Genomic DNA, 25058 nt, shown 5'->3' with positions numbered 1-25058 from the left:
GGATGTTCAATGGCTTACTTCTATAACAGGATCTGCGGCAGAGTCGTGCGGGCTTTTCTTGCCTTCAACCTGCTACTTCTCATGCAGGTGGTACAGGCAGGTACCCGTGTGGAAGGCCTGCGAATCTGGCCGGCGCCGGATCACACTCGCTTGGTCATCGATACGGCCGGCGAAGTAGATCACAATATTTTCGCGTTGGCGGGTCCAGACCGCCTGGTTATTGACCTGAAAGACACCCGGTTGCAGACGAGCCTGGACAAGCTGGACTTGTCTGGCAGCCCTATCCGCCGCATTCGCAGCGCGGTGCGCAATGGTAAAGACCTGAGGGTTGTGCTGGACCTGCAAAAAAGCGTGAAACCTCGCAGCTTTTTATTAAAACCGAACCAGCAATACGGCCACCGTTTGGTGGTAGACCTGATTGACGAGGGCGGCACCCGCATTGATAGGGCCAAGGCGGCAAAGCCTACCGTTACCCATGACTCCGCGGGTAAACGCGACATTGTCATAGTGATTGACGCTGGCCACGGCGGCGAAGACCCGGGCGCTATCGGGCCCCGCGGTACTCGTGAAAAAGACGTGGTGCTGAACATGGCCAAAACCCTGCACGACCTTATCAACAGTCGCCCGGGCTACAGCGCCAAGCTGACCCGTACCGGCGACTACTACATAGGCCTGCGTAATCGCACGCTTCTGGCGCGTAAATACAACGCTGATCTTTTCGTGTCAGTGCATGCGGATGCGTTCCGCACGCCACAGCCAAAAGGGGCATCGGTATTTGCTCTGTCGCAACGGGGAGCGACCAGTGAGACGGCACGTTGGTTGGCGCAAAGCGAAAACCGCTCTGACCTGATTGGCGGCTCAGGCGTCTCGCTGGAAGGCCGCGATGACACCCTTGCCGGGGTTCTTCTGGATTTGTCTATGACGGCCAGTATTAACGCCAGCCTGGGTGTGGGTAGCGCAATACTGGGGCAGTTGGGTGGAGTGACCGAGCTTCACAAGCCCGGCGTAGAGCAGGCCGCTTTTGTGGTGCTCAAGTCTCCGGATATACCGTCTATATTGGTGGAGGCCGGCTTTATCTCAAATCCTCAGGAAGAGAAGAACTTGTCCACTGAGCTCTATCGTAAGCGCTTATCTGCTGCAATTATGACCGGTATTGACGGCTATTTCCGCAAAACACCGCCGCCGGGTACTTTGCTGGCGTGGCAGAAGCATAACGGCCAGATGCAGAATAGTGTGAGCCGCTACCGCATCCAGCGAGGCGACACCTTGTCTGACCTGGCTCGGGAAAATCAGCTGTCCGTGCGCGAGCTTATGCACCTTAACGGCATGCAGAGCGACCGTGTTATGGTAGGCCAAACCATTACCATTCCTGCCAGCTGAGCGATTAGCTGAGCGGCTTGCTCAATAACTCGTTGAAAAAAGAGGTCCGCGCCAGACATGCCCCACATACATTTGCTGTCCCCCCGGCTCGCTAACCAGATCGCCGCCGGTGAGGTGGTGGAGCGGCCGGCGTCTGTGGTCAAAGAGCTGATAGAAAACGCTCTGGATGCGGGCGCCAGTCGGGTGGATGTGGACATAGAGCAGGGCGGCGTCAAGTTGATCCGGGTGCGCGACGACGGCTGTGGTATCGCCGCTGAAGACCTGTCCCTGGCCCTGAGCCGCCACGCCACCAGCAAGATTACCAGTTTGGATGACCTCGAGGCAGTCGCGTCGCTGGGTTTTCGTGGTGAGGCACTGGCCAGTATCAGTTCCGTGTCCCGCCTGAGCCTGACCTCGCGCACCGAAAATCAGGAAGCCGCAAGCAAAGTCGAAGTGGAAGGCCGCGATATGGACGCGCACGTATCGCCGGCGGCGCACCCGGTGGGTTCCACGGTAGAGGTTCGCGATCTGTTTTTTAACACGCCGGCAAGGCGCAAGTTTTTGCGTACTGAAAAAACCGAATTTGGCCACGTGGAAGAGTGCGTCCGGCGCCAGGCTCTAAGTCGCTTCGATACCGGCTTCAATCTGCGCCATAACCAGCGTGCCGTGCAAAGCCTGCGACCGGCCTTGTCAGGTCTAGATAGAGAACGGCGGATTGCGTCGCTGTGTGGTCAGAAGTTTATCGACAATGCAGTGGTCATTAGCGCCGAAGCCACCGGTTTGAAACTTTGGGGCTGGGTTGCTCTGCCCACCTTTTCCCGCAGTCAGGCTGACCTTCAGTACTTTTTCGTCAACGGTCGCGTGATTCGTGATCGCTTAGTAGCGCATGCCGTACGCCAAGCTTACCGCGATGTGCTGTACAACAATCGCCACGCCGCTTTTGTGCTGTATCTGGAAGTAGACCCGGGGTCGGTGGATGTGAATGTGCACCCGACCAAACACGAGGTGCGCTTCCGCGATGGCCGTCTGGTCCACGATTTTCTGTTTCGTACTCTGCACAAAGCGCTGGCGGACGTGCGTCCGGACGACCACTTGCGTGGTGCGGTAGCGCAGTCTCTGGGCCGCGAAAACGCGGTTGCAGCCGGTACGGGGTTTGCGGCTTCTGCTGAAGAGCTCCCGTCGCCAGGTTCGGCCGCGAGTGAATCGACTTTGGGCTACCCGGGCGGCCTCGAGCGAACGCCTGGTCAAGTGACACACCCAGATCCGCAACATCAGTGGCAGGCCAGTGACCAGCTTGGTTTTTATCAGGCCCTGAATGCCGGGGGAGGCGTGTCTGCGGGCCACCAGGCAAGGGTTGCCGCCGCCCCTTCGCAAATGCCCGAAGACAGCGAACAAGAACCGCCTTTGGGCTACGCCATTGCCCAGTTGCACGGCATTTATATTCTGGCACAGAGCCGCGCCGGATTGATTATGGTGGATATGCACGCGGCGCACGAACGCATTACGTATGAGCGCATGAAACAGGCGTTGGCTCAGCAGGATCTGAAAAGCCAGCCTTTGTTGGTGCCGCTATCGCTGGCAGTCAGCCAAAAAGAGGCCGGACTGGTTGAGACCCACGGCGATGAACTGCAACAGCTGGGCCTTGTAATAGAGCGCATTGGGCCAGAGACGCTGGCGGTGCGACAAATTCCAGCGTTGTTGCGCGGTGCCGATGGTGAACAGCTGGTGCGGGATGTGCTGTCTGACTTGATTGAGCATGGCCAGAGTGACAGGGTACAGGCCGTCACTCAGGAATTATTGGGCACCATGGCGTGCCACGGATCGGTGCGGGCCAACCGCCAGTTAACTGTTCCGGAGATGAACTCGCTGCTGAGGGACATGGAGGCCACTGAGCGCAGCGGCCAATGCAACCATGGTCGCCCAACCTGGACAGTGATGACTCTGGCCGAGTTGGACAAACTGTTTCTACGGGGGCGTTGATGAACGCTGTCGGTTCTGCCGATCAACCCGCGGCGGCAGCATTGCCTCCTGCTATTTTCATTATGGGCCCCACCGCCTCCGGTAAAACGGACCTGGCTCTCCAGCTTTGCAAACGTTTGCCCTGCGATATTATCAGCGTAGATTCGGCGATGATTTATCGCGGTATGGATATTGGTACTGCCAAGCCCAGTGCCGCCGAGCTGGCGCAGGCGCCTCACCGCCTGATTGATATCTGTGACCCTGCTGACACCTATTCTGCGGCTGATTTTCGTCGGGATGCCCTGGCCGAAATGGCTAAAATCACGGCAGCAGGTCGCATTCCGCTGTTAGTGGGTGGCACCATGATGTATTTCAAAGCGTTGCTTCATGGCATGTCGGATTTGCCATCGGCGAGCCCGCAAGTGCGCGAGCAGCTGGTGCAGCAGGCTCAACTGCAGGGCTGGGAAGCGCTGCATCGAGAGTTAGCCGCGGCGGACCCGGTTGCGGCTCGGCTTATTCATCCTAATAACCGACAGCGGCTGATCCGCGCGTTGGAAGTGCAGCGCGTGACAGGGCAGCCGATTTCGTCATTGTGGCAAGCACCGCCTGCAGTGTTCGCCAGCACGGCGGACGTCAACGCTGCTGATAATAAGGATTACACTTATGTCACCCGTTGGCAGGCAGACGCAGGCCCCTGCCTTCCGTATACTGTTGCACAGTTGGCGATAGCGCCGCAGCAGCGCAAGATGCTGCATGAGCGTATTTACCAGCGTTTTGTGACTATGCTGGATTCAGGTCTATTGAGCGAAGTAGAAGGCCTGATGGCTCGCGGTGATCTTGATCCTTCTATGCCATCTATGCGCTGTGTAGGTTATCGCCAAGCATGGGAGCATTTGTCTGGCCAGTGTAACTATGCGACTTTTGTGGATAAAGGGGCTGCCGCCACCCGTCAGTTGGCCAAGCGGCAGCTTACATGGCTGCGAAAATGGCCGGATGCGCTTTGGCTGGACAGTGATAGCAAAGATATCATTGCGGACGCCTTGAAAAAAGCCGGTCTTAGCACCACATTAAAACCTTAAATTGACGATCTGACTTACTCAAACAGGAGAACACACATGTCAAAAGGGCATTCTTTACAAGACCCTTACCTGAATGCGCTGCGGAAAGAGCGCATTCCCGTTTCTATCTTTTTGGTCAATGGCATAAAATTGCAGGGCCAGATCGAATCTTTCGACCAATTTGTTATTTTGCTGAAAAACACCGTCAGTCAGATGGTCTATAAGCACGCTATATCTACCGTTGTGCCGGCAAGGAATGTTCGTATTCCGCCGCAGAATCCTGCAGGCGAGGAGGATGAGGGCGAGTCTGAAGACTGATTCTTCTGTCCTTCTGTGCTGGTTCCAGTGGTACACCCACGCCCCTGACGAACCCTAGGGTTCCACAGGGGCGTGGGTGTTTGCTTATATGAGTTTGGCTTCTTGATTGCGTAACCCGGAGAAACTGCCCATTGTTTGAGCGTCCTGACGTTGGTGAGCGTGCGGTTTTGGTCAATATTAATTTTACCGCGCACGATGGAAATGAAGACCCTGGCGAATTTCGCGAGCTGGTCATTTCTGCTGGTGTAGAGCCTGTGGATACAGTCACCGGGTCGCGTAAGCAGCCGAGCCCGCGCTTTTTTGTGGGTGATGGCAAGCTTGAGGAGATCCGCGCTGCAATAGCCGCGGCAGAGGCAGACGTGGTGCTGTTCAATCATTCCCTAAGTCCCAGCCAGGAACGCAACATTGAGCGCGAACTGCAGTGCCGGGTGTTGGACCGCACTGGCGTTATTCTGGATATTTTTGCACAGCGTGCCCGCACTCACGAAGGTAAGTTGCAGGTAGAGCTTGCACAGCTCCAACATATGTCAACGCGTCTGGTGCGGGGCTGGACTCATTTGGAACGTCAAAAAGGCGGTATTGGCCTGCGTGGCCCCGGTGAAACCCAGCTCGAAACTGACCGCCGGTTGCTGCGCGAGCGCATTAAGTCGATCAACAAGCGTCTTGAAAAAGTGCGCAGGCAGCGTGACCAGGGGCGCCGGGCACGGGTGCGGGCTGATGTGCCTACGGTGTCGCTGGTTGGCTATACCAACGCTGGAAAATCTACACTATTCAACCGAATCACCAGTTCCGACGTATACACTGCGGACCAGTTGTTCGCGACGCTCGACCCGACTATGCGGCGCCTGGAACTTCCGGATATCGGCGCGGTCATTCTGGCGGACACGGTGGGCTTCATCCGCCACTTGCCACACAAACTGGTAGAATCGTTTCGTGCCACACTGGAAGAAACGAACGAAGCAGCACTGCTGTTGCATGTGATTGATTGTCACGACGAACGTCGCGATGACAATATAGCCCAGGTAGAAGATGTGCTGGCGGAGATCGGCGCTGATGAAGTGCCGGTTCTACAGGTGTTTAACAAAACGGATCTGCTAGACGATTTTGTTCCACGAGTGGATCGCAATCAAGAAGGCGTGCCGGTGAGGGCCTGGGTGTCGGCAGTCACCGGGGACGGTTTACAGGGGCTTTTTGATGCCGTTGTAGAGCGTCTGGCGGAAGACGTTGTCCATCATTTTGTTGTGCTGGGACCGGCCGATGGCAGGTTCCGTGCGCTGCTTCATGAAGCGGGTTCGGTATTGAGCGAGTCCAGCCGGGAAACCGGTGAAACCATACTGGAAGTGCGATTGCAAAACCGCGACTGGCATCAGCTACTGAGCCGGGCGGGAGTGCGGGAGGATGAACTGGTGTTTCGGACAGGCGGCGAGTGAAAACCATCGCCTATTGCCCGAAAGCCAATAAATCCCTAGTATTTGCAGCCATTCGACATGTTAGGAACGGAGAGTACTATGGCCTGGAATGAACCGGGTGGGAACCGCAACGATAACGACCCTTGGGGTAACGGCGGTAGCGGAAAAGATAAAGGACCACCAGATCTCGACGAAGCTCTGAAAAGAGGCCTCGACAAGCTCAACAGTCTTCTGGGTGGAAAGGGTAAAGGCAACAAGTCTGGCGGCGGTGGCAACATGGGCATCGGCGGCAGTTCTGGTGGTTTTGGTGCCATTTTGGCGCTGGCCGGCATACTAGTTATTGGTTATGTCACTTTTCAATCGTTCTACACCGTAGACGAGCAAGAGCGTGCAGTGGTGTTACGTTTTGGTGAGTACAACCGCACCGAAAGTCCTGGCTTGCGCTTTAAAGTGCCACTAATTGACGATGTCACAAAAGTGGGTGTAACCAACGTACGTACCGCGCAGTCTAGTGGCCAGATGTTGACCCAAGACGAAAACCTGGTAACAGTTGACCTTCAGGTTCAGTACCGGGTCGGTGATGCCAAATCTTACGTTTTGAACGTGCGTGATTCCAACCAGGCTTTGGCGTTTGCCACTGACAGCGCGCTGCGCCATGAAGTGGGCAGTGCCACGCTGGACGACGTTTTGACAGAAGGCCGTGCCCAGCTCGGCGTGATGGTTGAACAGCGCCTGCAGAAATTTCTGGTCGATTACGGCACAGGCCTTGAAATTGTACGCGTTAACGTAGAAAGCACCCAGCCGCCACCCGCGGTACAGGATGCCTTCCGCGAAGTACAGCGCGCCCGTGAAGACGAGCAGCGAGTGAAAGAAGAAGCAGAAACCTACCGCAATAAGGTGGTGCCTGAAGCGCGTGGTGAAGCCCAGCGCATGCTTGAAGAAGCCAACGCTTACAAAGCGCAGGTAACCGAACGTGCCAACGGTGAAACAGCTCGCTTCCTCGAGGTGCTTGCGGTATATCAGCAAGCACCGGTCGTTACCCGCGAGCGGATGTATCTGCAGACCATGGAGACCGTGTTGTCAAACAGCAGCAAAGTGTTGGTTGATACCGAAAGCAGCGGCAATATGATGCTGCTGCCTCTGGATCGGTTGACCCAAGGCGCATCGGCAGCGCTCAGAGACGGCAGTGGTAGCAGTAGTGCTTCTCGGGCAGATATTCAGGATGTCACCAATCAGGTGATCCAGGAAATGAACACCCGTCAAGACACCAACGCCCGAAGGAGCAGATAATCATGGGACCTAAAAGTATTGTTGGTCTTGCAGGCGCCCTGATTGTAGTCCTGCTGGTATTATCGAGCGTGTTTATTATTCCAGAGACTCACCGCGGCGTAAAACTGCGCTTTGGTGAACTGGTGCAGACCGATATTCAGGCTGGCATTCACTTTAAAGTGCCGGTGATTGACCAAGTACGTGAGTTCGACATCCGTATTTTGACCATGGATCTGCCAACCCGGCAGTACTTGACGGTCGAAAAGAAACCACTGGATGTGGATTCCTACGTTGCCTGGAAAATTCGCGATGTGGACCAGTTTTACCGCGCCACCGGTGGCGACGAACTCCGTGCTCAGTCGCTGCTGTTATCACGGGTCGACAACGGTCTGCGTAATCAGTTCGGTGTTCGCACCATGGTGGAGGTAGTATCTGGTGAGCGCGACGAGCTGATGAGGAACCTGATTGACCTGGTCAACCAAACCTCCGTCAGTGAGTTTGGCATCGAAGTACGGGATATACGGGTAAAGGGTATAGAATTTCCCGGTCAGGTAAGTGAAAACGTTTTCCGCCGTATGGCGACAGAACGGATGAAACTGGCGCAGGAGTTCCGTTCCCGCGGTCGCGAGCTGGCAGAAGGCATTCGTGCTGACGCCGACCGCCAGCGCACCGTCGTTCTGGCAGAGGCGTTCTCGCGCTCAGAAACGACGCGTGGTGAAGGCGACGGCCAGGCGGCAAGAACCTATGCCGACGCTTATGGCGAGAACCCAGACTTCTACAGCTTCTACCGAAGCCTGGAAGCCTACCGTAATACCTTTGCGAACAAGGATGATCTGATGGTGATTGACGCCAACAGCGCTTTTCTTAAGTTCCTGAAGGACCCCCAGGGCGCTAATTAAGCCCGGGTAGAAAACGAAAAAACCGGAATACTCAGGTACTCCGGTTTTTTTGTGTCTGCCGAGAGTGTAGACTCTGACCGGTTTGGGTTCCGGGATGCTCCCGGCGTGGTTAAAACAGATAACGGAATCTCATGACAGTATCTGATCGCTGGCTGTTGCCAGACGGTGTCGAGGATATTCTGCCGCCCCTTGCGGGTCAGATTGAATCTTTGCGCCGCAACATTATGGACGTATGTCAGCATTGGGGTTACCAACTGGTGATTCCTCCGCTGATAGAGTACCTGGAGTCGCTGTTTACCGGCACAGGGCATGATCTTGAGTTACAAACGTTCAAGTTGACGGACCAGCTGACGGGCCGAATGATGGGTGTGCGCGCCGACATGACGCCTCAGGCCGCGCGCATTGACGCCCATACTCTGGCGCAGGAAGGTATCACCCGGCTGTGTTACGTCGGGCACGTGTTACACACCCGTCCCCGGCACATGCTGACAGGCCGTACGCCTATTCAGGCCGGCTGCGAGTTGTTTGGCAGCAGCTCTGAAAGCGCCGATATGGAAATTATCAGTCTGGCGCTGGAAGCGTTGAGTGTTGCCGGTCTGCCGGCTATTCACATGGACCTGGCACACGTGGCTATCTACCAGCATCTGATCGCCGATGCGGGTTTTGACCGCGATACCGAAGCCGCAGTGTTTGACGCCATGGGCCGTAAATCCTTGCCCGAACTGAACGTTTTGTTGGGTGACGAAGCAGCGGACAGCGCCGGTGGGCGTCTGCGCCGCCTGGCTGCCGTAAGTGGAGGTCGTGAGGCGCTGGATCAGGCCCGGGATATTGTTCAAGGTGCCTCCGCCGAGCTGGACTCGGCGTTGGATCAACTGGGTCGGGTGGCCGATACGCTTAGCCAACAGTTTCCGGGTATTCGCCTGGGCTTCGACTTCTGTGAATTACGGGGTTACAACTACCACACCGGCCTGGTGTTTGCCGCTTACGTGCCCGGCCATGGCGACGCAGTTGCGAAAGGCGGCCGTTACGATGCCATTGGCAGTGATTTTGGCCGCTCACGGCCGGCAACCGGTTTCAGTCTGGACCTTCGCGCGCTGGTGGCTTTGGGCAGCAGCACGGCACCTGCGCAGGGTGCAATCTGGGCCCCTGCAGACCCCGACCCCACACTGGCCGTGGCCATTGTGGAATTACGACACAGCGATACGGTTATCCGCGCACTGCCGGAAGACCACAATTGCGATCCTGGTGCTCGCGGCTGTGATCGCCAGCTGGTGAAGTATCAAGGCCAGTGGATTGTTGAAAAACTCGGCTGACGCGCTACCGCGTTGGTATTTATTGGACTTTTAATAGTCAAACTTGCAGGCCGTTCATTATTGGCCGGCCGCACAGAGAGAGAATCATGGGCAAAAATGTTGTTGTGCTGGGTACCCAATGGGGTGACGAGGGTAAGGGCAAGATTGTAGACCTGCTTACCGAAAAGGTAGCCGCAGTCGTGCGCTTCCAGGGTGGCCACAACGCTGGCCATACGCTGGTGATTGAGGGCAAGAAAACAGCTTTGCACTTGATCCCGTCTGGTATTTTGCGTCGGGACGTTCAGTGCCTGATTGGTAACGGCGTGGTGCTCTCGCCGGAAGCGTTGTTGAAAGAAGTGCGGGAGCTGGAAAACAATGGTGTTGCGGTCCGCGACCGTCTCAAAATCAGTCTTGCGTGCCCATTGATCCTGCGTACCCACGTGCGCATCGATGTGGCCCGTGAACACGCCCGTGGTAACGATAAAATCGGCACCACCGGCCGTGGCATTGGCCCCGCTTACGAAGACAAAGTGTCGCGCCGTGGCCTGCGGGTGGGCGATTTGTGCAACATGGCTGAGTTTGAAGTCAAGCTGCGCGAAATCATGAGCTTCCACAACTTTGTGCTGACCGAGTACTTCAAGGAAGAAGCTGAAGACGTCGATGCGGCTCTGGCCGAGTTGCGCCAGATGGGTGAGGAGATTCTGCCGATGGCGGCTGATGTCACCGATTTGCTGCACGATTATCGCAAACGCGGCGAGCACATCATGTTCGAAGGCGCCCAGGGCTCTTTGCTGGACATTGATTTGGGCACCTATCCGTACGTGACTTCTTCCAACACCACAGCTGGCGGCACCGCTACCGGGTCTGGTTTTGGCCCGTTGTTTCTGGATTATGTGCTGGGTATCACCAAAGCCTACACCACCCGTGTTGGCGCTGGTCCGTTCCCCACCGAACTGTTTGATGAAATGGGTAAGTACCTGTCGGTGAAAGGCAATGAAGTAGGCACCACCACTGGCCGTGCACGGCGCTGTGGCTGGTTTGACGCGGTTGCTTTGCGCCACGCCATTCAGATCAACAGCGTATCGGGTATTTGCCTGACCAAGCTCGATGTTCTGGACGGCATGGACGTGGTTAAGGTGTGCATCGGCTATAAAACGCCGAAGGGTGAAATTACCCGCCCGCCCATTGGCTGCGATACTTACAAAGACATCGAGCCGATTTATGTGGATCTGCCGGGCTGGCACGAAAGCACTGTAGGGCTGACCCGTCTCGACCAGCTGCCCGAAAATGCTCGAGCCTATATTCGCTTCCTGGAAGAACAGATTGAAGCGCCGATTGACATCATTTCTACCGGTCCTGACCGAGTTGAAACGATTGTTTTGCGCCATCCGTTTGGTGAGTAGTACGCCAGGTGCAGGGACAGAGTTCAAATCTGTCCCTGGTCTTTAAATCGGGGACAGATTTGAACTCTGTCCCCGGACTTTAGCTGGGTTTGTTCGCAATCAGGGTCGCCCGTAGCGGGCCAGGATAACCCTCAATGGTGCGCTTGGGGTCATCGGGATCAAGAAAATCCTGTAACGAATTAAACCGCATCCAGTCGGTACTGCGTTGTTCTTCGGTGCTGGTTGCAGTCACATCCACCACCCGTGCATTCACAAAACCACAACGGTCGAGCCAGCGCAGCAGAGTAGCGCAGCTGGGCAGAAACCAGACGTTGCGCATTTGGCCGTAGCGATCTTCCGGCATCAGGCTGGCGCCTTCCGGGCCGTCTATTACCAGGGTTTCTAGCACCAACTCACCACCATTGCGCAGGGTGTCTTTAAGTTCCAGAAGATGGTCCAGTGGCGAGCGTCGGTGATACAAAACGCCCATAGAAAAAGTGGTGTCAAAGGCCTGGAGTTTTGGCGGCAGGTCCTCAATGCGAAGTGGCAACAGGTCCACCGGCACATCGGTTAGATAGTTTTTCACCGCTAGAAACTGGAATAGAAATAACAGCCCCGGATCAATGCCAATCACCCGCGCGGCGCCGGCGCCGTGCATGCGCCAACAGTGATAGCCAGAGCCGCAGCCAACGTCCAACACCTGGCGCCCGTGCAGGTCAGTCAAAAACGGCGCCACCCGGTCCCATTTCCAGTCTGAGCGCCACTCGGTATCAATCGCGGTGCCAAAAAAATCAAACGGGCCTTTGCGCCAGGGCATCAAGCCCCGCAATCCCGTTTCCAGATCTGCAGATTGTTCCCGGGCTAGGGTTTGACCGGCACGCAGGGTCACGGCGTGTGCATCCAGTATGGGCTGCACGTTCGGCAGCGTCGGCAGTAAATTCAACGCACTCTGCCAGCGCGGAACGTCGCCGTGGGGCGTTTCATCAAAGCGTTGGGTCAGCTGCTGACGAATCTGCGTGGCCCAGGCGCCGTGATTCTGCTGCTCAAGGTGTTCGAACAGGTTGTTATAGCAGGTCTGCCAGTTGAAATAGCTCATTTAATGGCCAGAATCGAGACGAAATTAAAGCACTGATACCACACCAGCGCCCGTTCAAAACCGGCGTTTAAAAGGCGTTGGCGATGGGCTTCCAGGGTTTCCGGAATCATTACGTGCTCTATGGCGCTGCGTTTTTGGCTGATTTCCAGATCTGAATAGCCGTTGGCACGTTTGAATTCGTGATGTAAGCGAGTTTGTATTTCCTGATCGGTATCGTCGTCAAAGCGCAGTTTTTCCGACAGAATCAGCGCGCCACCCGGGCGCGTGGCCCGGGCAATTCGCGTCAGCAGATCTGCGCGATCAGAGAGCGGCACAAACTGCAGGGTGAAATTCAGCGTGGTCACCGAGGCATTGCGCATGTCGGTGTCCAGTATGTTTTCACAACGCAGAGTGACCGGCAGCGGATGATCATCCAGAGCTATATAATGCCGGCAGCGTTCGATCATCGCCACCGAGTTGTCGACACCGATGAGTTCGCAGTCGCGGTCTTGGATGCCATGGCGCATGGCCAGGGTAGACGCACCCAGCGAACAACCCAGATCATAGGCGTTGGTGCCGGGCTGAATGTACTGCTCGGTGATTACTTGGATCATTGGAATGATGGTGGTATAGCCCGGCACAGAACGCCGGATCATGTCCGGAAACACTCGCGCTACTGCGGCATCAAAGCGAAAGTCTTCCGGGTTGCGTTCGGTGGCAAACAGTCGGTCAGTGAGTTGCTGTGGTGCCACCGGTTTAGGCTGTTCAGTCATCGCTTTGGTCCCGTTGCCCCGGGTTTTCTGGCTCCGGCAGGGCCGACGGTCCGGTCGGTGAGGGACGCGAGCAGCGCACGCCACGATTCTTGTAATCCACCAGAACGCCGAGATAGGAAGGGTCGATATCCGCGGCAATGGCCAGATAGCCGTTTTCACATCGCGCGTGCAGTTCAGAGGCTTTTGATGACATGTTGAAGGATTCCCCGGGGTTGACCTGAATGGCCGTAAATTCACCGATGGGGAGGTTCTCTTTATTGTCAGAATGATCAATTTTTCCGGTGATCTCCAGCACCAATACCGAGCCAACAATAGCAATGACGGCGGTGAGAATTAAACTGCGGGTGGTATAGAGTTTCGAATCCTGACTCATAGTGGCCTCTGTAAAATATCTGAAAAAATTTGATCACAAATACGGAAAAGGATCAGTACTGACCGGGAAGTGAAATCGCCGGTGCCTGAAGGGCCGAAAGTTGCTCGCGCAGCGACAGTATCTGATCTGACCAGAAGCGCGGCTGGCCGAACCAGGGGAAAAACCGTGGAAAGGCTGGGTCGTCCCAGCGCTTCGCCAACCAGGCGCAGTGGCTGACCTGGCGATAGCAACGCAGTGGCTCAATCAGGTGGCGTTCGCGGCGCTCAAATGGCCGGAACATCTCATAGCCTTCCAATATTTCGCCCAGTTGCGCTCCGCGCTCGCTATCTTCACCGTTCAACAACAGCCACATATCCTGAATAGCGGGTCCGCTGCGGCAATCGTCCAAATCGACAAACAACATTCTGTCCTCACGGCACAGAATATTGCCGGCGTGACAGTCACCGTGCAGGCGCAACGTATTGATGTTGCCTGCGTCGTTAATACGGGTACGGCATAAGCGCAGCAGATCTACCATCAGGCTGTCCCAAGCCGGGCGCAGGTCCCGCGGGACCCAGTTGCCTTCAAGCAACAGTTCATTATTTTGCTCGATGCCGGTTGGTATTGACGCCACCGACAGGTCGGGGCGATGGCTGAATTTTCGGGCAGCGCCAACATTGTGAATCTGGCCCAGCCATTGGCCCAGCCGGTACAGGGTGTCTTCTACGCTGACATCCGGCGCCTGGCCACCGCGCTGGGGAAATACGGCGAACCGGAAAGGTCCCCTCTGGCCCAAGGTATCGCCATTGGGTAGGGTAAGTGGTGCAACCACGGGAATGTCCGCGGCCTCCAGTTCTTTGGTAAAACTGTGCTCTTCGCGAATCGAGGCTTCGGTCCAGCGTCCCGGGCGATAAAATTTTGCAATCACTGGCGGGCCTTCGTCCAGCCCGATCTGATACACCCGGTTTTCATAGCTGTTGAGCGCAAACAGGCGGCCGCTGACCGCAAAGCCTGCGTCTTCCATCGCATCTAAAAGCGCGTCTGGCTTTAGGGCATCGTATGGGTGCCCGGAAATCGCATTGTCAGGATGTTCAGTCATGAATTCGCTGCCGCCATGAATTTGCCGGCCAGTATAACCGGTATCGTCGCTGGCGTAATCTTGACAGCGCACCTATGCCTCGCTGTTTTGGCTGATACAATTCCCCAGTCCACAATAACGCCATCCAGACCAGGGGGAATCATGGCCTTACCGTTGTTAATCGCAAAAACCGCCGTGATCGGGGCCGGTGTTGTTGGCTTGGCTGTGGCGCGCCGGCTGGCGCAACTGGGCCACCAGCGAAACCCAGGCCCAGCGCTTGGCGTGTATTTTAGCTACAGCGGCTAGCACTCGTTTCGTCAGTTGGTGTATCCGCTGCCGGAACCCGGCGGCCTGGGCTGAATCCGGAAAAGTGACAGCCTGCTTACGCCGGTATTCGGCCAAAACTGGCCCGGTCAGACGGCGGTTTTTGTGATTTCCGCATTGATGGCCCGCCCCAGCATGGCGTCGCCGAGCGCCTCGCCTAATCGGTGCTATCCCGGCGTTCGCGCCAGGGCCCAAATCTGGATATGTTCAGCCCCGGCCTGCTGCAGTGCCTGCGCCAGCAAGCGCGCGGTGGCGCCGGTGGTCACCACGTCATCAATAATCGCAATTCGTGGCGGAGGCGTGCCGGTGGCCTGGAACACGCCCTGCAGGTTGGCTAACCGTTGTGCACGGTTTAACGTGCGTTGCGCTTGAACCGTGCTTCGACGCTGCACCAGATTGCCTGCCAGCGGAATATCCAGCCGTCTGCTTAGTTGTTCCGCAATATCCCTGGCCTGATTAAAACCGCGCTGGTGCCTGCGCTTGGGGTGCATGGGGGCGGGTATCAATACATCCGGTCTTAGTTGCGGCTGGCGCAGCAGGCTTTCGTTGACCAACTCCCCCAGTGCGGCGGTCAGTGGGCGGCCATAGGCTCGTTGGCCCTGGTATTTGTAACGGCCGATCATTGCCGCCACCGGAAACTGATAGCGCAGGGGCGCCAGTGTTAAGTCAAACGCCGGTGGTCGCTGAAGACACTCGCCGCACAAATGACCGGCTGCCGGAAACGGCAAAGGCAGGGCGCAACATCGGCAATGCCAGCGATTCCACGGCAGGTCGGCAAAACAACCCTGACACAGACCGTTGCGGGCAACCGGGTTTAAACAGCCGACACAGCGCCCGGCCTGGCGCTCAATGTTAACCAAAAAACCGCTTTTGCTGTTAACCAAAATTTTGTTTAGGGTTGACAGCCACTCCGATGGCTTTATCATTTGGCTTCTCCGTAAACCAAGAATCCTTTAAAGGTTAACAGGAACTCCAATGAGCGCCAATGAACTCCGTCACGACTGGACACTGCCACAGGCCCGGGCATTATTCGAGCTGCCATTCAGCGACCTGCTGTTCCGTGCCCAGACTTCGCACCGCCAGTACTTTGATCCTAATGAGGTGCAAGTCAGCACCCTGCTGTCGATAAAAACCGGCGCTTGCCCGGAAGACTGCAAATACTGCCCCCAGAGCGGCCATTACAACACCGGGCTGGAAAAAGAAAAGCTGCTGGACATTGAGAAAGTCGTCGCTGAAGCACGTGCGGCCAAGGCCAAGGGCGCTTCGCGTTTTTGCATGGGTGCCGCCTGGCGTAGCCCGTCCAAAAAAGACATGCCTTACGTGTTGGATATGGTTAAACAGGTGAAATCCCTGGGCATGGAAACCTGCATGACCCTGGGCATGCTCAAATCCGAACAGGCCGACGAACTGGCGGCGGCCGGGCTGGATTATTACAACCACAACCTGGATACCTCGGAAAAATTCTACAGCCATATCATTACCACGCGCACCTATCAGGATCGCCTGGATACCCTGAGCAACGTGCGTAACTCCGGCATGAAAGTCTGCTGCGGCGGTATTCTGGGCATGGGTGAAGACGATGACGACCGCATTGGCCTGCTGATGCAACTGGCCAACCTGCCCCAGCATCCGGAAAGTGTTCCAGTGAATATGCTGGTGAAGGTGAAGGGTACGCCATTGGAAAACGTGGCCGATCTGGACCCGTTTGATTTTGTGCGCATGATTGCCGTTGCGCGGATTATGATGCCGGCGTCCCACGTGCGCCTCTCCGCCGGCCGGGAGAATATGAACGAGCAAATGCAGGCCCTGTGCTTTATGGCCGGCGCCAACTCCATATTCTACGGTGAAAAACTGCTCACCACCGCCAACCCGGAAGCCGATGCCGACATGGCCCTGTTCCGCCGCTTGGGGATTCGCCCGGAGCAGCGCGAGCAGTGCGGCACAGAGCAAGAGCACGAAGAGGTGCTGGCAGAGGCTGTCAATCAGGAAGCAACGCGCCACCTATTTTACGATGCGACCCGCGAATCCGCGTCGGTCTGACCCGCGAGTGACCGAGTATGCGTGACTTCCAGCTTGAGTTGCAGCAACGCCGCGAGGCCGGTCTGCATCGCCAGCGCCGGGAAATCTCGGGGCCCCAGCGGCCGGCGTTAACCGTGAATGGCCAGCCCTTGTTGTCGTTTTGCAGCAACGATTACCTGGGGCTGGCCAATCATCCGGATAACCGCAAAGTGCTGGCTGAGGCGCTTAACGAGGATGGCCTGGGCGGTGCGTCTTCCCACCTGATTTGCGGCCATCACCGGGCTCATCAGCAGCTGGAAAACCAACTGGCAGCTTTTACCGGGCGCAGCTCGGCGCTCCTGTTCTCAACCGGATACATGGCCAATCTGGGTGTAATCTCGGCGCTTGCAGGCCGCGGCGATACGATTTTTTCGGATCGCCTTAATCACGCTTCTATTGTAGATGGCTGCAAGCTCAGTGGAGCAAGGGTCAGGCGTTATCATCACGGCGATCTGGATGCGTTGGCGCGAATGCTGGAACAAACCGAGGGCCACAAACTGGTGGTAAGCGACGGTGTATTCAGCATGGATGGCGATGAAGCGGCGTTGGTGTCATTAGCTCATTTGTGCACAAAGCACGATGCACTGCTGATGATCGACGACGCCCACGGCTTTGGCGTGTTGGGCCCCCAGGGCCGTGGCAGTGTAGCGGCTGCCGGGTTAAGTGAAGAGCAAGTGCCGGTGCTGATGGGCACTCTGGGCAAAGCCGCAGGCACCAGCGGCGCCTTTGTAGCAGGCCCGGCATGGTTAACCGGCTACTTGATGCAAAAAGCGCGTACCTACATTTACACCACGGCCATGCCTCCGGCTTTGGCGCTGGCCAGCTGCAATAGCTTGAGCCTGATCGAAAGCTTTGATCCACAGCGCGCGCACCTGGCGGCGCTGATTGATCGTTTCCGCGATCAGGTTACACGTATGGGTTATCACCTGATGCCCTCGGCCACGCCCATTCAGCCGATTGTCGTAGGCTCTAACGAAGCGGCGCTGGCGCTCAGCGGTGAGTTACAGAGCCGCGGCCTGCTGGTGACGGCTATTCGCCCGCCCACGGTGCCCGAAGGTCAGGCCCGTTTGCGCATCACCCTCAGCGCGGCCCATAGCTTTGACGATCTGGATCGCCTGCTGCAGGCGCTGGTGCAATGTCGCCCCGATTGTGTTGTAAGCCCCGTGCTTATTGAATCCTGCGGAGAGAATGTTTGATGGCGCGCTTCAGTTCACTTGTGGTGATAGGCGGTTGGGGTGTGCAGGCGGCCATGCTGGAACCGGTGTATCGGCACTGGCAAGGCGCGGTGGAAGTCGTTTCGTTAACCGACGACGGGTTAAGTTCCTGCGACAGCCCCGCACACGCGGCCGCGATTCTGCTCCAGCGCTACCCCCAGCCGTCGGTGTGGCTTGGATGGTCGCTGGGCGCGCAAGTTGCCATGGCTGCGGCCCGGGCGAATCCGCACTCGGTTAATAAGGTTGTGACCCTGGGTGGTTTTCCGCAATTTGTGGCGTCGCAAAACTGGCCGTGGGGTGTTTCGACCGCTATATTTCGGCGCTTTGAGCGATATTTTGAGCGCCAGCCACAGGCCTGTCGGGCGTCTTTTTTCGCGCAGATGATTGCTGGCAGCGAACACCAGGCAGCTTTGGCTCGGGCTATAAAACCTTGGTTGAAGCAGGGCTTGCCCGAGCTGATTGATCCATTGGCGAAAGGCGTGCGCTGGCTGCGGGACTGCAGTCAGTTGTGTGCCTGGCAGCAGTGCCCGGTGCCAACCTTACATGTGCGGGGTAGCTGCGATGCAGTGGTTCCGCCTTGGGCCCAGCACATGGTTATGCCCGCTTACAATCGTGCGGTTACCATCGACGGCATGGGCCATTGGCCCGGGGAGTACTATGGCCCCGAATGCTGGCAAGCCATTCACGATTTTCTAACGAGTTCACACGATGTTTGCCACTAAACAGGCGGTCGCCTCCGATTTCGGCTGCGCCAGCGCCAGCTATGAAGGCGCGGCGCGGCTGCAACGGCAAATGGGTGATGCCATGTTGGCAACGATTACCCAACCGTTATTGCAGGGCGCCACTGTTGTTGATTTGGGCTGCGGTACGGGTTGGTATACGCGCCAGTTGGCGCAGCGCTTTGGAGCGCATACCGTCGGTGTAGACCTGGCGCCCGGTATGCTGGCGTATGCCCAGGCACAATTAATGGGCCCTGAAGCAATCCAATGGCTAGAGGCAGATGCGGAGCGGTTGCCCTTGGCCAACCAGAGTGTGGATCTGATTTACAGCAATCTGATGATCCAGTGGTGCCATAATCCACAAGGCGTATTGCGGGAATGCCTGCGGGTATTGCGCCCGGGTGGTCAGTTGCGGGTGTCAACGCTTTTGCTGGGTACACTGCAGGAGCTACAACAGGCGTGGACCCTGGCCGATCCACATCAGAAGCATGTAAATGGGTTTATTTCTGCCGTGGATTTCGCGGCCACCACCGTTGAGATTTTGCCAGCGGCACAATGGCGCTCGCAGATGATCACTCTGGATTACCCAACGCCCATGGCGTTAATGAACGAGCTCCGGCAACTGGGGGCGGGTTATAAAGACATTCAGCGGCGCAAGACCGCCACTGCGCCCGGGCGATTAAAACAGATGTACCAGAACTATCCACAACAGCCCGATGGCAGTATTGTTGCCAGCTATCACGCGGGCTGGCTGGAATGGCGAAAACCAGTGCCAACCCCGTTAATTCGTGACTAAACACTCACCCTGTCAGGGCATTTTCAATGGCCAAAAAAACCTATTTTGTAACGGGTACCAATACTGACGTCGGCAAAACCGTGGTGACTGCTGCGCTGCTGGAGGCCGCGAAGCTGCTGGGTAAACGTACCCTGGCGATGAAGCCGGTTGCCTCTGGCTGCGTGCAAACGCCAGATGGCTTGCGTAACAGTGATGCGCTTATTCTGCAGAACGCGATGACTGAACAGCTGCCTTATGACGTGATCAATCCCGTCGCTCTGGAGCCTGCTGTTGCACCCCACGTGGCGGCGGCACAGGCCGGGCGCAACCTGAGCGCCGATCGGCTAGCCGGTTTTTGTCGCGGCATACAGCTGCGCCCAGCAGACCTGTTACTGATCGAGGGGGCAGGTGGCTGGCGAGTGCCTTTGAACGATCGCGAAACCTACAGTGCCCTGGCGCAGCGATTGAATATTCCGGTGATTCTGGTGGTCAGTTTGGAGCTTGGGTGCATCAACCACGCATTGCTGAGCGCCGAAGCCATTCGCCGCGATGGCCTGGTACTGGCCGGCTGGGTGGCTAACCGGCCGCGGGAAACCGTGATGAGCTGTGAAAACGATACCCTGGCGTATCTGCAACAGCACCTGGCTTGCCCATGCCTGGGCGTTATGCCCTGGTTGAGTGAGCCCCTGCCACAGACTCTGGCTAAATTTCTGAATGTGACGCCGTTGATTGAAAATTGAACAGCATTGTGGCTTACTAATGGCGTAATCATATCTTCTGGTAGGTGACCATGATCAACACTACTCTTCCCAGTGCTTTCAGTACCGGTATGCAGGGCATACAGAGCGGTGTGGCCGGCATGGACGATGCTGCCCGCCGTATCGCCCGTGGTGGTGTGGACGGCGCCCAAGGCACTGGCGGTTCAACTGGAGGTGGGATTATCGAGCCCATGGTGGATTTACAGTTGTACAAGCGCAGCGTTGAAGCGTCGGCGCAGGTGGTAAAAACCGCGGACGAAACCCTGGGTTCGCTCCTCGACATCATGGCTTAAGGCCCTCGCCCTGATTAGTTAGGGTTATATTCTCACACCATGAATATTTCGTCCGCTTCTCCTCAAACCTCAGCCATAACTTTGCGCCCGTCGCCTGCCAGCGATCAGTCGCCACGCCTGAATGAATCTGATTTAAAACTGCTGACACAGCTAAAAGCCCGTGACCGAGAGGTGCGTGCCCATGAGGCTGCCCACCAGGCGGCGGGCGGTCAGCATGCTGGTGCAATGGCGCTCACTTATGAGCAAGGGCCAGACGGCGTGCAGTATGCAGTTGGCGGTGAAGTGCCTATCAGCGTTTCGGCGGTTTCAGGTGACCCCCAAGCCACGGTTGAAAAAATGCGCACCGTGCGGGCGGCCGCCATGGCGCCGGCCCAGCCATCATCGGCAGATCTTGCGGTGGCTGCCCAGGCCATGCAGACCCTGCAACAAGCTCAGATGGAGTTGGCCGACCCAGCCGTACAGGAACCTTTGGGAGCTCGTCAGGCCCGGGATACCTACGCAAGAGTGTCCGCCTTTGGCGACGACAACAGCGCTCGCACATCAGGTTTTCTGAACATCTCTGTCTAAAAATCTCTTTATTTCCCGCCTTCGTACATCGCCCGCTAAGCCCTTATGAACGCCCCTTATACCTGTAAACGGCAAGTCAAAGGTAAGTGTTTGTTTCGCGTTTTCGATGGTTGGCAAACGCTGGACTCATGTGGGGAGTTGTCGCAGAACAAGTTATTTTTGACCGGACTCTTGACAGTTCTGTGCTTCGAAACGTATGTTTCAAACAATCGTTTAAATAAACTCGAAGCACGTTACCGGAATCCCTCCGGCTGCATCGGGTTACCAGCTGCCACGATTTAAGGCGGCCATCACTGAAAACCGAGGTCGATTACATGCCAGACTACAAAGCACCCCTGCGCGACATCAAATTTGTAATGAGTGAGCTGCTGAACAGCGACAGTCATTACGCCAATCTGGACGGCGCCGAAGACGCAACGCCGGATATGATCGATGCGATCATTCAGGAAGGTGCAAAATTTGCAGAACAGGTGCTGTCCCCACTGAACCAGAGCGGCGACCGTGAAGGGTGTACCTGGAGTGAAAGCGGCGTTAAAACACCGGCCGGTTTCAAAGAAGCCTACAGCAAGTTTGTTCAGGGCGGCTGGCCATCATTAGCGGCTGACCCTAATCACGGTGGGCAGGGCTTGCCTAGCTCCCTGGGTATCGTGATGAGCGAAATGAACGGAACCGCTAACTGGTCATGGGGCATGTACCCGGGTTTGAGCCACGGCGCTATCAACACTCTGGAAGAACACGGTACCGAAGAGCAGAAGCAGACGTACCTGACCAAGATGATCAGCGGTGAGTGGACCGGTACCATGTGCCTGACCGAAGCACACTGTGGTTCGGACCTGGGAACCCTGCGTACCAAAGCCGAACCCAATATGGACGGCTCGTACAGCATCACCGGCACCAAGATCTTTATTTCGGCAGGCGAGCATGACCTGACCGACAACATTGTTCACATTGTGCTGGCCCGTTTGCCTGGCGCACCGGATGGCACCAAGGGTATTTCCCTGTTTGTGGTGCCCAAGTGCCTGCCGGCGCAGGACGGTTCAGCTGGCGAGCGCAATGCGCTGTCTTGCGGTTCTATTGAACACAAAATGGGCATCCACGCGAACGCCACCTGCGTGATGAACTTTGACGGCGCTAAAGGCTGGCTGATTGGCCCGGAAAACAAAGGCCTGAACGCCATGTTCACCTTTATGAACGTCGCGCGTATTGGCACCGCAATTCAGGGCCTGGGTGCAGCAGAGCTGGGCCTTCAGGGTTCAGTGGCCTACGCTAAAGACCGCCTGGCCATGCGTGCGTTAAGTGGTGCAAAAAATCCGGACAGTTATGCAGACCCGATCATTGTGCATCCGGATGTTCGCCGCATGCTGCTGACCCAGAAAGCCATCGCTGAAGGCGCCCGTGCGCTGATTTACATGACGGCACAGAAAGCCGATATTGTTCAGAGTGGTAAAACTGAAGAAGAGCGCAAGGCCGCTGACGAGTTGTTGGGCTTTTTGACGCCCATTGCCAAAGCGTTCCTGACCGAAATTGGATACGAATCAGCCAGCCTGGGAATGCAGGTATTCGGTGGCCACGGCTATGTTTCCGAGTGGGGCATGGAGCAGAACGTGCGTGACGCCCGTATCGGCATGATCTATGAAGGCACCACCGGCATTCAGGCGCTGGACCTGTTGGGTCGTAAGGTGCTGATGACTCAAGGCGAATCGTTGAAAGGCTTTACTAAGCTGGTGCACACTTTCTGCAAGGAAAATACCGACAACGAACAAATGAAGCCGTTTGTTGAACCGTTAGCCGCGATCAACAAAGAATGGGGCGAGCTGACCATGAAGCTGGGCATGAGCGCCATGAAAAACCGCGAAGAGATTGGCGCCGCGTCTGTGGATTACCTGATGTATTCCGGTTACGCGGTATTTGCGTATCTATGGGCGCAGATGGCAAAAGTGGCTCAAGACAAGTTGGCAGAAGGCAGCACGGAAGAGTTGTTTTACAACGCCAAGTTGCAGACTGCACGCTTCTACTTCACCCGCATGCTGCCGCGCACCCGGGCCCATGCAGTCACCATGCTGGCGGGGGCTGACACTCTGCTGGATATGCCGGAAGAGGCGTTTATCATCTAACGCTGAGGCGTTTGATTCATCGCTAACGCGGTAAAAGGCCCGTCTCGATCTGGGACGGGCCTTTTTTCATGAGTTAGTGACGGGATTGCGGTAAACTCTGCGCAGTAAAAAAATAATAATCGCGGACACACGTACAGACAGGGGCCCCGGCTTTTTTCTACCGGATCGCGTCCTGACCAGACAGACTGTTACTGAATGTTGGAGAGTGTTAATGGCCGATTATCAGGCACCCTTACGTGAAATGCGTTTTGTTTTGAATGAAGTGTTCGATGCCCCCGCACTGTGGGCGTCGCTGCCAAAAGTGGCAGAAAACGTAGACCCGGAAACCGCCGACGCCATTTTAGAAGAAGCCGGTAAAATCACCAGTGGCGTGCTGGCACCGTTGAACCGCGAAGGCGATGAGCAGGGCTGCAAATGGACGGCCGAGGGTGTCACTAGCCCGGAAGGTTTCAAAGAAGCCTACCAGACCATCGTTGACGGCGGCTGGAACGGCTTGGGTGGTAACCCGGAACAGGGTGGCATGGGCATGCCAAAAACTCTGGTGTCCCAGTTTGAGGAAATGCTGCAGGGCGCCAACATGGCGTTCGGTCTGGCGCCTATGCTTACCGCCGGTGCTTGCCTGGCGCTCGATGCTCACGGCAGCGATGAACTGAAAGAAAAGTATCTGCCAAATATGTACTCCGGTGTGTGGAGTGGTGCGATGGATTTGACCGAACCCCACGCCGGCACCGATCTGGGCATTATCCGCACCAAAGCCGAGCCCAACGATGACGGCTCCTTCGCCGTCACCGGCACCAAGATCTTCATCACTTGGGGCGAGCACGACATGGCGGAGAACATCGTTCACCTAGTGCTGGCCAAGCTTCCGGGCGCGCCTAAAGGCCCCAAGGGCATTTCCATGTTCCTGGTGCCAAAGTTTCTGGTGAAAGACGACGGCTCCCTGGGTGATCGCAACCCGGTAACCTGTGGCTCCATCGAAAAGAAAATGGGTATCAAAGGTTCAGCTACCTGCGTAATGAACTACGATGCCGCCAAGGGCTGGCTGGTGGGGGAAGAAAATAAAGGCCTGAACGCCATGTTCACTATGATGAACTATGAGCGCCTGGGCGTTGGAGTACAGGGCTTGGGCGCGGCTGAAGCGTCACTGCAGAGTGCCCGTGAATACGCCAAAGATCGTATTCAAAGCCGCGCACCCACCGGAGCAAAGCAGCCAGAAAAAGCCGCTGACCCGATTCTGGTGCACCCGGACGTTCGCCGCATGCTGCTGACCATGAAAGGCTATGTGGAAGGCGGTCGTGCTTTTTCTACTTACGTCGCGCAGTGGCTGGATATCGCCAAATACGCCGACGACAGCGAGCAGGATCGCCGTACCCACGCTGAGGGCATGGTGTCTTTGCTGACTCCGGTGGCCAAGGCTTTCTTGACCGATCGTGGCCTGGACGTCTGCATTATTGGTCAACAGGTATTGGGTGGCCATGGCTTTATCCGCGAATGGGGTCAGGAGCAGCTAGTACGGGATTGCCGCATTACCCAGATTTACGAAGGCACCAATGGCATTCAGGCGCTGGACCTGATGGGCCGAAAGGTTGTGGGCAGCCAGGGCAAGCTTTACGAACTGTTCGCCCAGGACGTAGCGGCGTTCGTTGAGGAAAACAGTGACGAACAAAGCCTGCGCCCGTATCTGGAGCCATTGGCAGCAGCTCTTGAACGCCTGTCAGACGTAACCGAGCACGTGATCAATCAGGCATCAGAAACCGCTGATGCTGTAGGCGCAGCCTCGGTGGATTATCTGGACTTGTTTGGCCTGACCGCGCTGGCTTATATGTGGGCCCGTATGGTGAAGGCGGCCGCAGCGAAAGCCGAGGGTGACACCTCTGGTTTCTACACTGGCAAGCTGAAAACGGCGCGCTTCTATTATGATCGCCTGTTGCCAAAGACCGTGTCGCTGGCGGAAGGCATTCGCAGTGGCAGTGATTCGATGATGGCGTTAACGGCTGAAGAGTTTTGATAAGA

Annotated in this window: 24 protein-coding genes; 18 read left to right on the top strand and 6 right to left on the bottom strand. The window is 56.6% G+C overall.

The features are described 5' to 3' along the window. The first annotated feature begins 9 nt into the window (after positions 1 to 9). The 9 genes from MIH19_RS15010 (at position 10) to MIH19_RS14970 (ending at position 10966) form a co-directional block, all read left to right on the top strand. On the top strand, positions 10 to 1380 hold the full coding sequence (locus MIH19_RS15010) for an N-acetylmuramoyl-L-alanine amidase (RefSeq protein ID WP_249005631.1): 1371 nt from the start codon (positions 10 to 12) through the stop codon (positions 1378 to 1380). A 57-nt stretch (positions 1381 to 1437) separates the two neighbouring features. Beyond that, positions 1438 to 3339, top strand: a complete 1902-nt coding sequence (mutL, locus tag MIH19_RS15005) for a DNA mismatch repair endonuclease MutL (RefSeq protein ID WP_249005630.1) — start codon at positions 1438 to 1440, stop codon at positions 3337 to 3339. Beyond that, positions 3339 to 4397, top strand: coding sequence for a tRNA (adenosine(37)-N6)-dimethylallyltransferase MiaA (gene miaA / locus MIH19_RS15000; RefSeq protein WP_249005629.1), 1059 nt, complete (start codon positions 3339 to 3341; stop codon positions 4395 to 4397). Before mutL ends, miaA begins: the two co-directional genes overlap by 1 nt. Before the next feature lie 36 nt (positions 4398 to 4433). Next, positions 4434 to 4694, top strand: a complete 261-nt coding sequence (gene hfq / locus MIH19_RS14995) for an RNA chaperone Hfq (protein ID WP_249005628.1) — start codon at positions 4434 to 4436, stop codon at positions 4692 to 4694. A gap of 131 nt (positions 4695 to 4825) precedes the next feature. Further along, the gene (gene hflX / locus MIH19_RS14990; protein WP_249005627.1) at positions 4826 to 6124 is read left to right on the top strand and encodes a ribosome rescue GTPase HflX; all 1299 of its coding nucleotides are present in this window, start codon (positions 4826 to 4828) and stop codon (positions 6122 to 6124) included. Positions 6125 to 6202: 78 nt separating this feature from the next. Next, the gene (gene hflK / locus MIH19_RS14985) at positions 6203 to 7393 is read left to right on the top strand and encodes an FtsH protease activity modulator HflK (protein ID WP_249005626.1); all 1191 of its coding nucleotides are present in this window, start codon (positions 6203 to 6205) and stop codon (positions 7391 to 7393) included. A 2-nt stretch (positions 7394 to 7395) separates the two neighbouring features. Beyond that, entirely contained in the window at positions 7396 to 8271 is an 876-nt protein-coding gene (gene hflC / locus MIH19_RS14980; RefSeq protein ID WP_249005625.1) for a protease modulator HflC, read from the top strand. Between the two features lie 131 nt (positions 8272 to 8402). Continuing rightward, entirely contained in the window at positions 8403 to 9584 is a 1182-nt protein-coding gene (locus MIH19_RS14975) for an ATP phosphoribosyltransferase regulatory subunit (RefSeq protein WP_249005624.1), read from the top strand. Between the two features lie 86 nt (positions 9585 to 9670). Then, a complete protein-coding gene (locus MIH19_RS14970) occupies positions 9671 to 10966 on the top strand; it encodes an adenylosuccinate synthase (RefSeq protein WP_249005623.1) in 1296 nt (431 codons plus the stop codon). Between the two features lie 79 nt (positions 10967 to 11045). On the opposite strand, the gene cmoB is transcribed toward MIH19_RS14970, so the two are convergent. The 6 genes from cmoB to MIH19_RS14945 all read right to left on the bottom strand — a co-directional run bounded on the left by cmoB (position 11046) and on the right by MIH19_RS14945 (position 15473). Next, the gene (gene cmoB / locus MIH19_RS14965) at positions 11046 to 12041 is read right to left on the bottom strand and encodes a tRNA 5-methoxyuridine(34)/uridine 5-oxyacetic acid(34) synthase CmoB (protein WP_249005622.1); all 996 of its coding nucleotides are present in this window, start codon (positions 12039 to 12041) and stop codon (positions 11046 to 11048) included. Beyond that, positions 12038 to 12793 carry a carboxy-S-adenosyl-L-methionine synthase CmoA gene (gene cmoA / locus MIH19_RS14960; RefSeq protein ID WP_249005621.1) on the bottom strand — a complete coding sequence of 252 codons (756 nt, stop codon included), beginning with the start codon at positions 12791 to 12793 and terminating at the stop codon, positions 12038 to 12040. The genes cmoB and cmoA overlap by 4 nt, the downstream gene beginning before the upstream one ends. Continuing rightward, positions 12786 to 13166 (bottom strand): kinase, encoded by a 381-nt coding sequence (locus MIH19_RS14955; RefSeq protein ID WP_249005620.1) that lies wholly within the window; start codon positions 13164 to 13166, stop codon positions 12786 to 12788. The genes cmoA and MIH19_RS14955 overlap by 8 nt, the downstream gene beginning before the upstream one ends. Before the next feature lie 52 nt (positions 13167 to 13218). Then, a complete protein-coding gene (locus MIH19_RS14950) occupies positions 13219 to 14244 on the bottom strand; it encodes a serine/threonine protein kinase (protein ID WP_249009021.1) in 1026 nt (341 codons plus the stop codon). Between the two features lie 156 nt (positions 14245 to 14400). Beyond that, complete coding sequence (locus tag MIH19_RS22475) at positions 14401 to 14532, bottom strand: hypothetical protein (protein ID WP_283164059.1); 132 nt, start codon at positions 14530 to 14532, stop codon at positions 14401 to 14403. A 182-nt stretch (positions 14533 to 14714) separates the two neighbouring features. Further along, entirely contained in the window at positions 14715 to 15473 is a 759-nt protein-coding gene (locus MIH19_RS14945; RefSeq protein ID WP_249005618.1) for a ComF family protein, read from the bottom strand. A gap of 49 nt (positions 15474 to 15522) precedes the next feature. On the opposite strand from MIH19_RS14945, the gene bioB reads away from it, so the two are divergent. The 9 genes from bioB to MIH19_RS14900 all read left to right on the top strand — a co-directional run bounded on the left by bioB (position 15523) and on the right by MIH19_RS14900 (position 25053). Further along, a complete protein-coding gene (bioB, locus tag MIH19_RS14940) occupies positions 15523 to 16587 on the top strand; it encodes a biotin synthase BioB (RefSeq protein WP_249005617.1) in 1065 nt (354 codons plus the stop codon). Between the two features lie 17 nt (positions 16588 to 16604). Beyond that, a complete protein-coding gene (bioF, locus tag MIH19_RS14935; RefSeq protein WP_249005616.1) occupies positions 16605 to 17801 on the top strand; it encodes an 8-amino-7-oxononanoate synthase in 1197 nt (398 codons plus the stop codon). Then, positions 17801 to 18541, top strand: coding sequence for an alpha/beta fold hydrolase (locus MIH19_RS14930; protein ID WP_249005615.1), 741 nt, complete (start codon positions 17801 to 17803; stop codon positions 18539 to 18541). The genes bioF and MIH19_RS14930 overlap by 1 nt, the downstream gene beginning before the upstream one ends. Beyond that, the gene (bioC, locus tag MIH19_RS14925) at positions 18528 to 19334 is read left to right on the top strand and encodes a malonyl-ACP O-methyltransferase BioC (protein WP_249005614.1); all 807 of its coding nucleotides are present in this window, start codon (positions 18528 to 18530) and stop codon (positions 19332 to 19334) included. The genes MIH19_RS14930 and bioC overlap by 14 nt, the downstream gene beginning before the upstream one ends. A gap of 26 nt (positions 19335 to 19360) precedes the next feature. Next, positions 19361 to 20053, top strand: a complete 693-nt coding sequence (gene bioD, locus MIH19_RS14920; RefSeq protein ID WP_249005613.1) for a dethiobiotin synthase — start codon at positions 19361 to 19363, stop codon at positions 20051 to 20053. Between the two features lie 50 nt (positions 20054 to 20103). After that, positions 20104 to 20364 carry a flagellar biosynthesis protein FlgE gene (locus tag MIH19_RS14915; RefSeq protein ID WP_249005612.1) on the top strand — a complete coding sequence of 87 codons (261 nt, stop codon included), beginning with the start codon at positions 20104 to 20106 and terminating at the stop codon, positions 20362 to 20364. Positions 20365 to 20403: 39 nt separating this feature from the next. Beyond that, positions 20404 to 20931, top strand: coding sequence for a putative metalloprotease CJM1_0395 family protein (locus MIH19_RS14910; protein WP_249005611.1), 528 nt, complete (start codon positions 20404 to 20406; stop codon positions 20929 to 20931). 314 nt (positions 20932 to 21245) lie between these two features. Continuing rightward, positions 21246 to 23045, top strand: coding sequence for an acyl-CoA dehydrogenase C-terminal domain-containing protein (locus MIH19_RS14905; RefSeq protein WP_249005610.1), 1800 nt, complete (start codon positions 21246 to 21248; stop codon positions 23043 to 23045). Between the two features lie 211 nt (positions 23046 to 23256). Further along, complete coding sequence (locus MIH19_RS14900) at positions 23257 to 25053, top strand: acyl-CoA dehydrogenase C-terminal domain-containing protein (RefSeq protein WP_249005609.1); 1797 nt, start codon at positions 23257 to 23259, stop codon at positions 25051 to 25053. The last annotated feature ends 5 nt before the right edge of the window (positions 25054 to 25058 follow it).

This window comes from Marinobacter sp. M1C, assembly GCF_023314135.1.
In the GTDB taxonomy this organism is placed as follows: domain Bacteria; phylum Pseudomonadota; class Gammaproteobacteria; order Pseudomonadales; family Oleiphilaceae; genus Marinobacter.
Note: the sequence above shows the minus strand (reverse complement) of the source record. Positions and strands in the feature narration are given on the sequence as shown.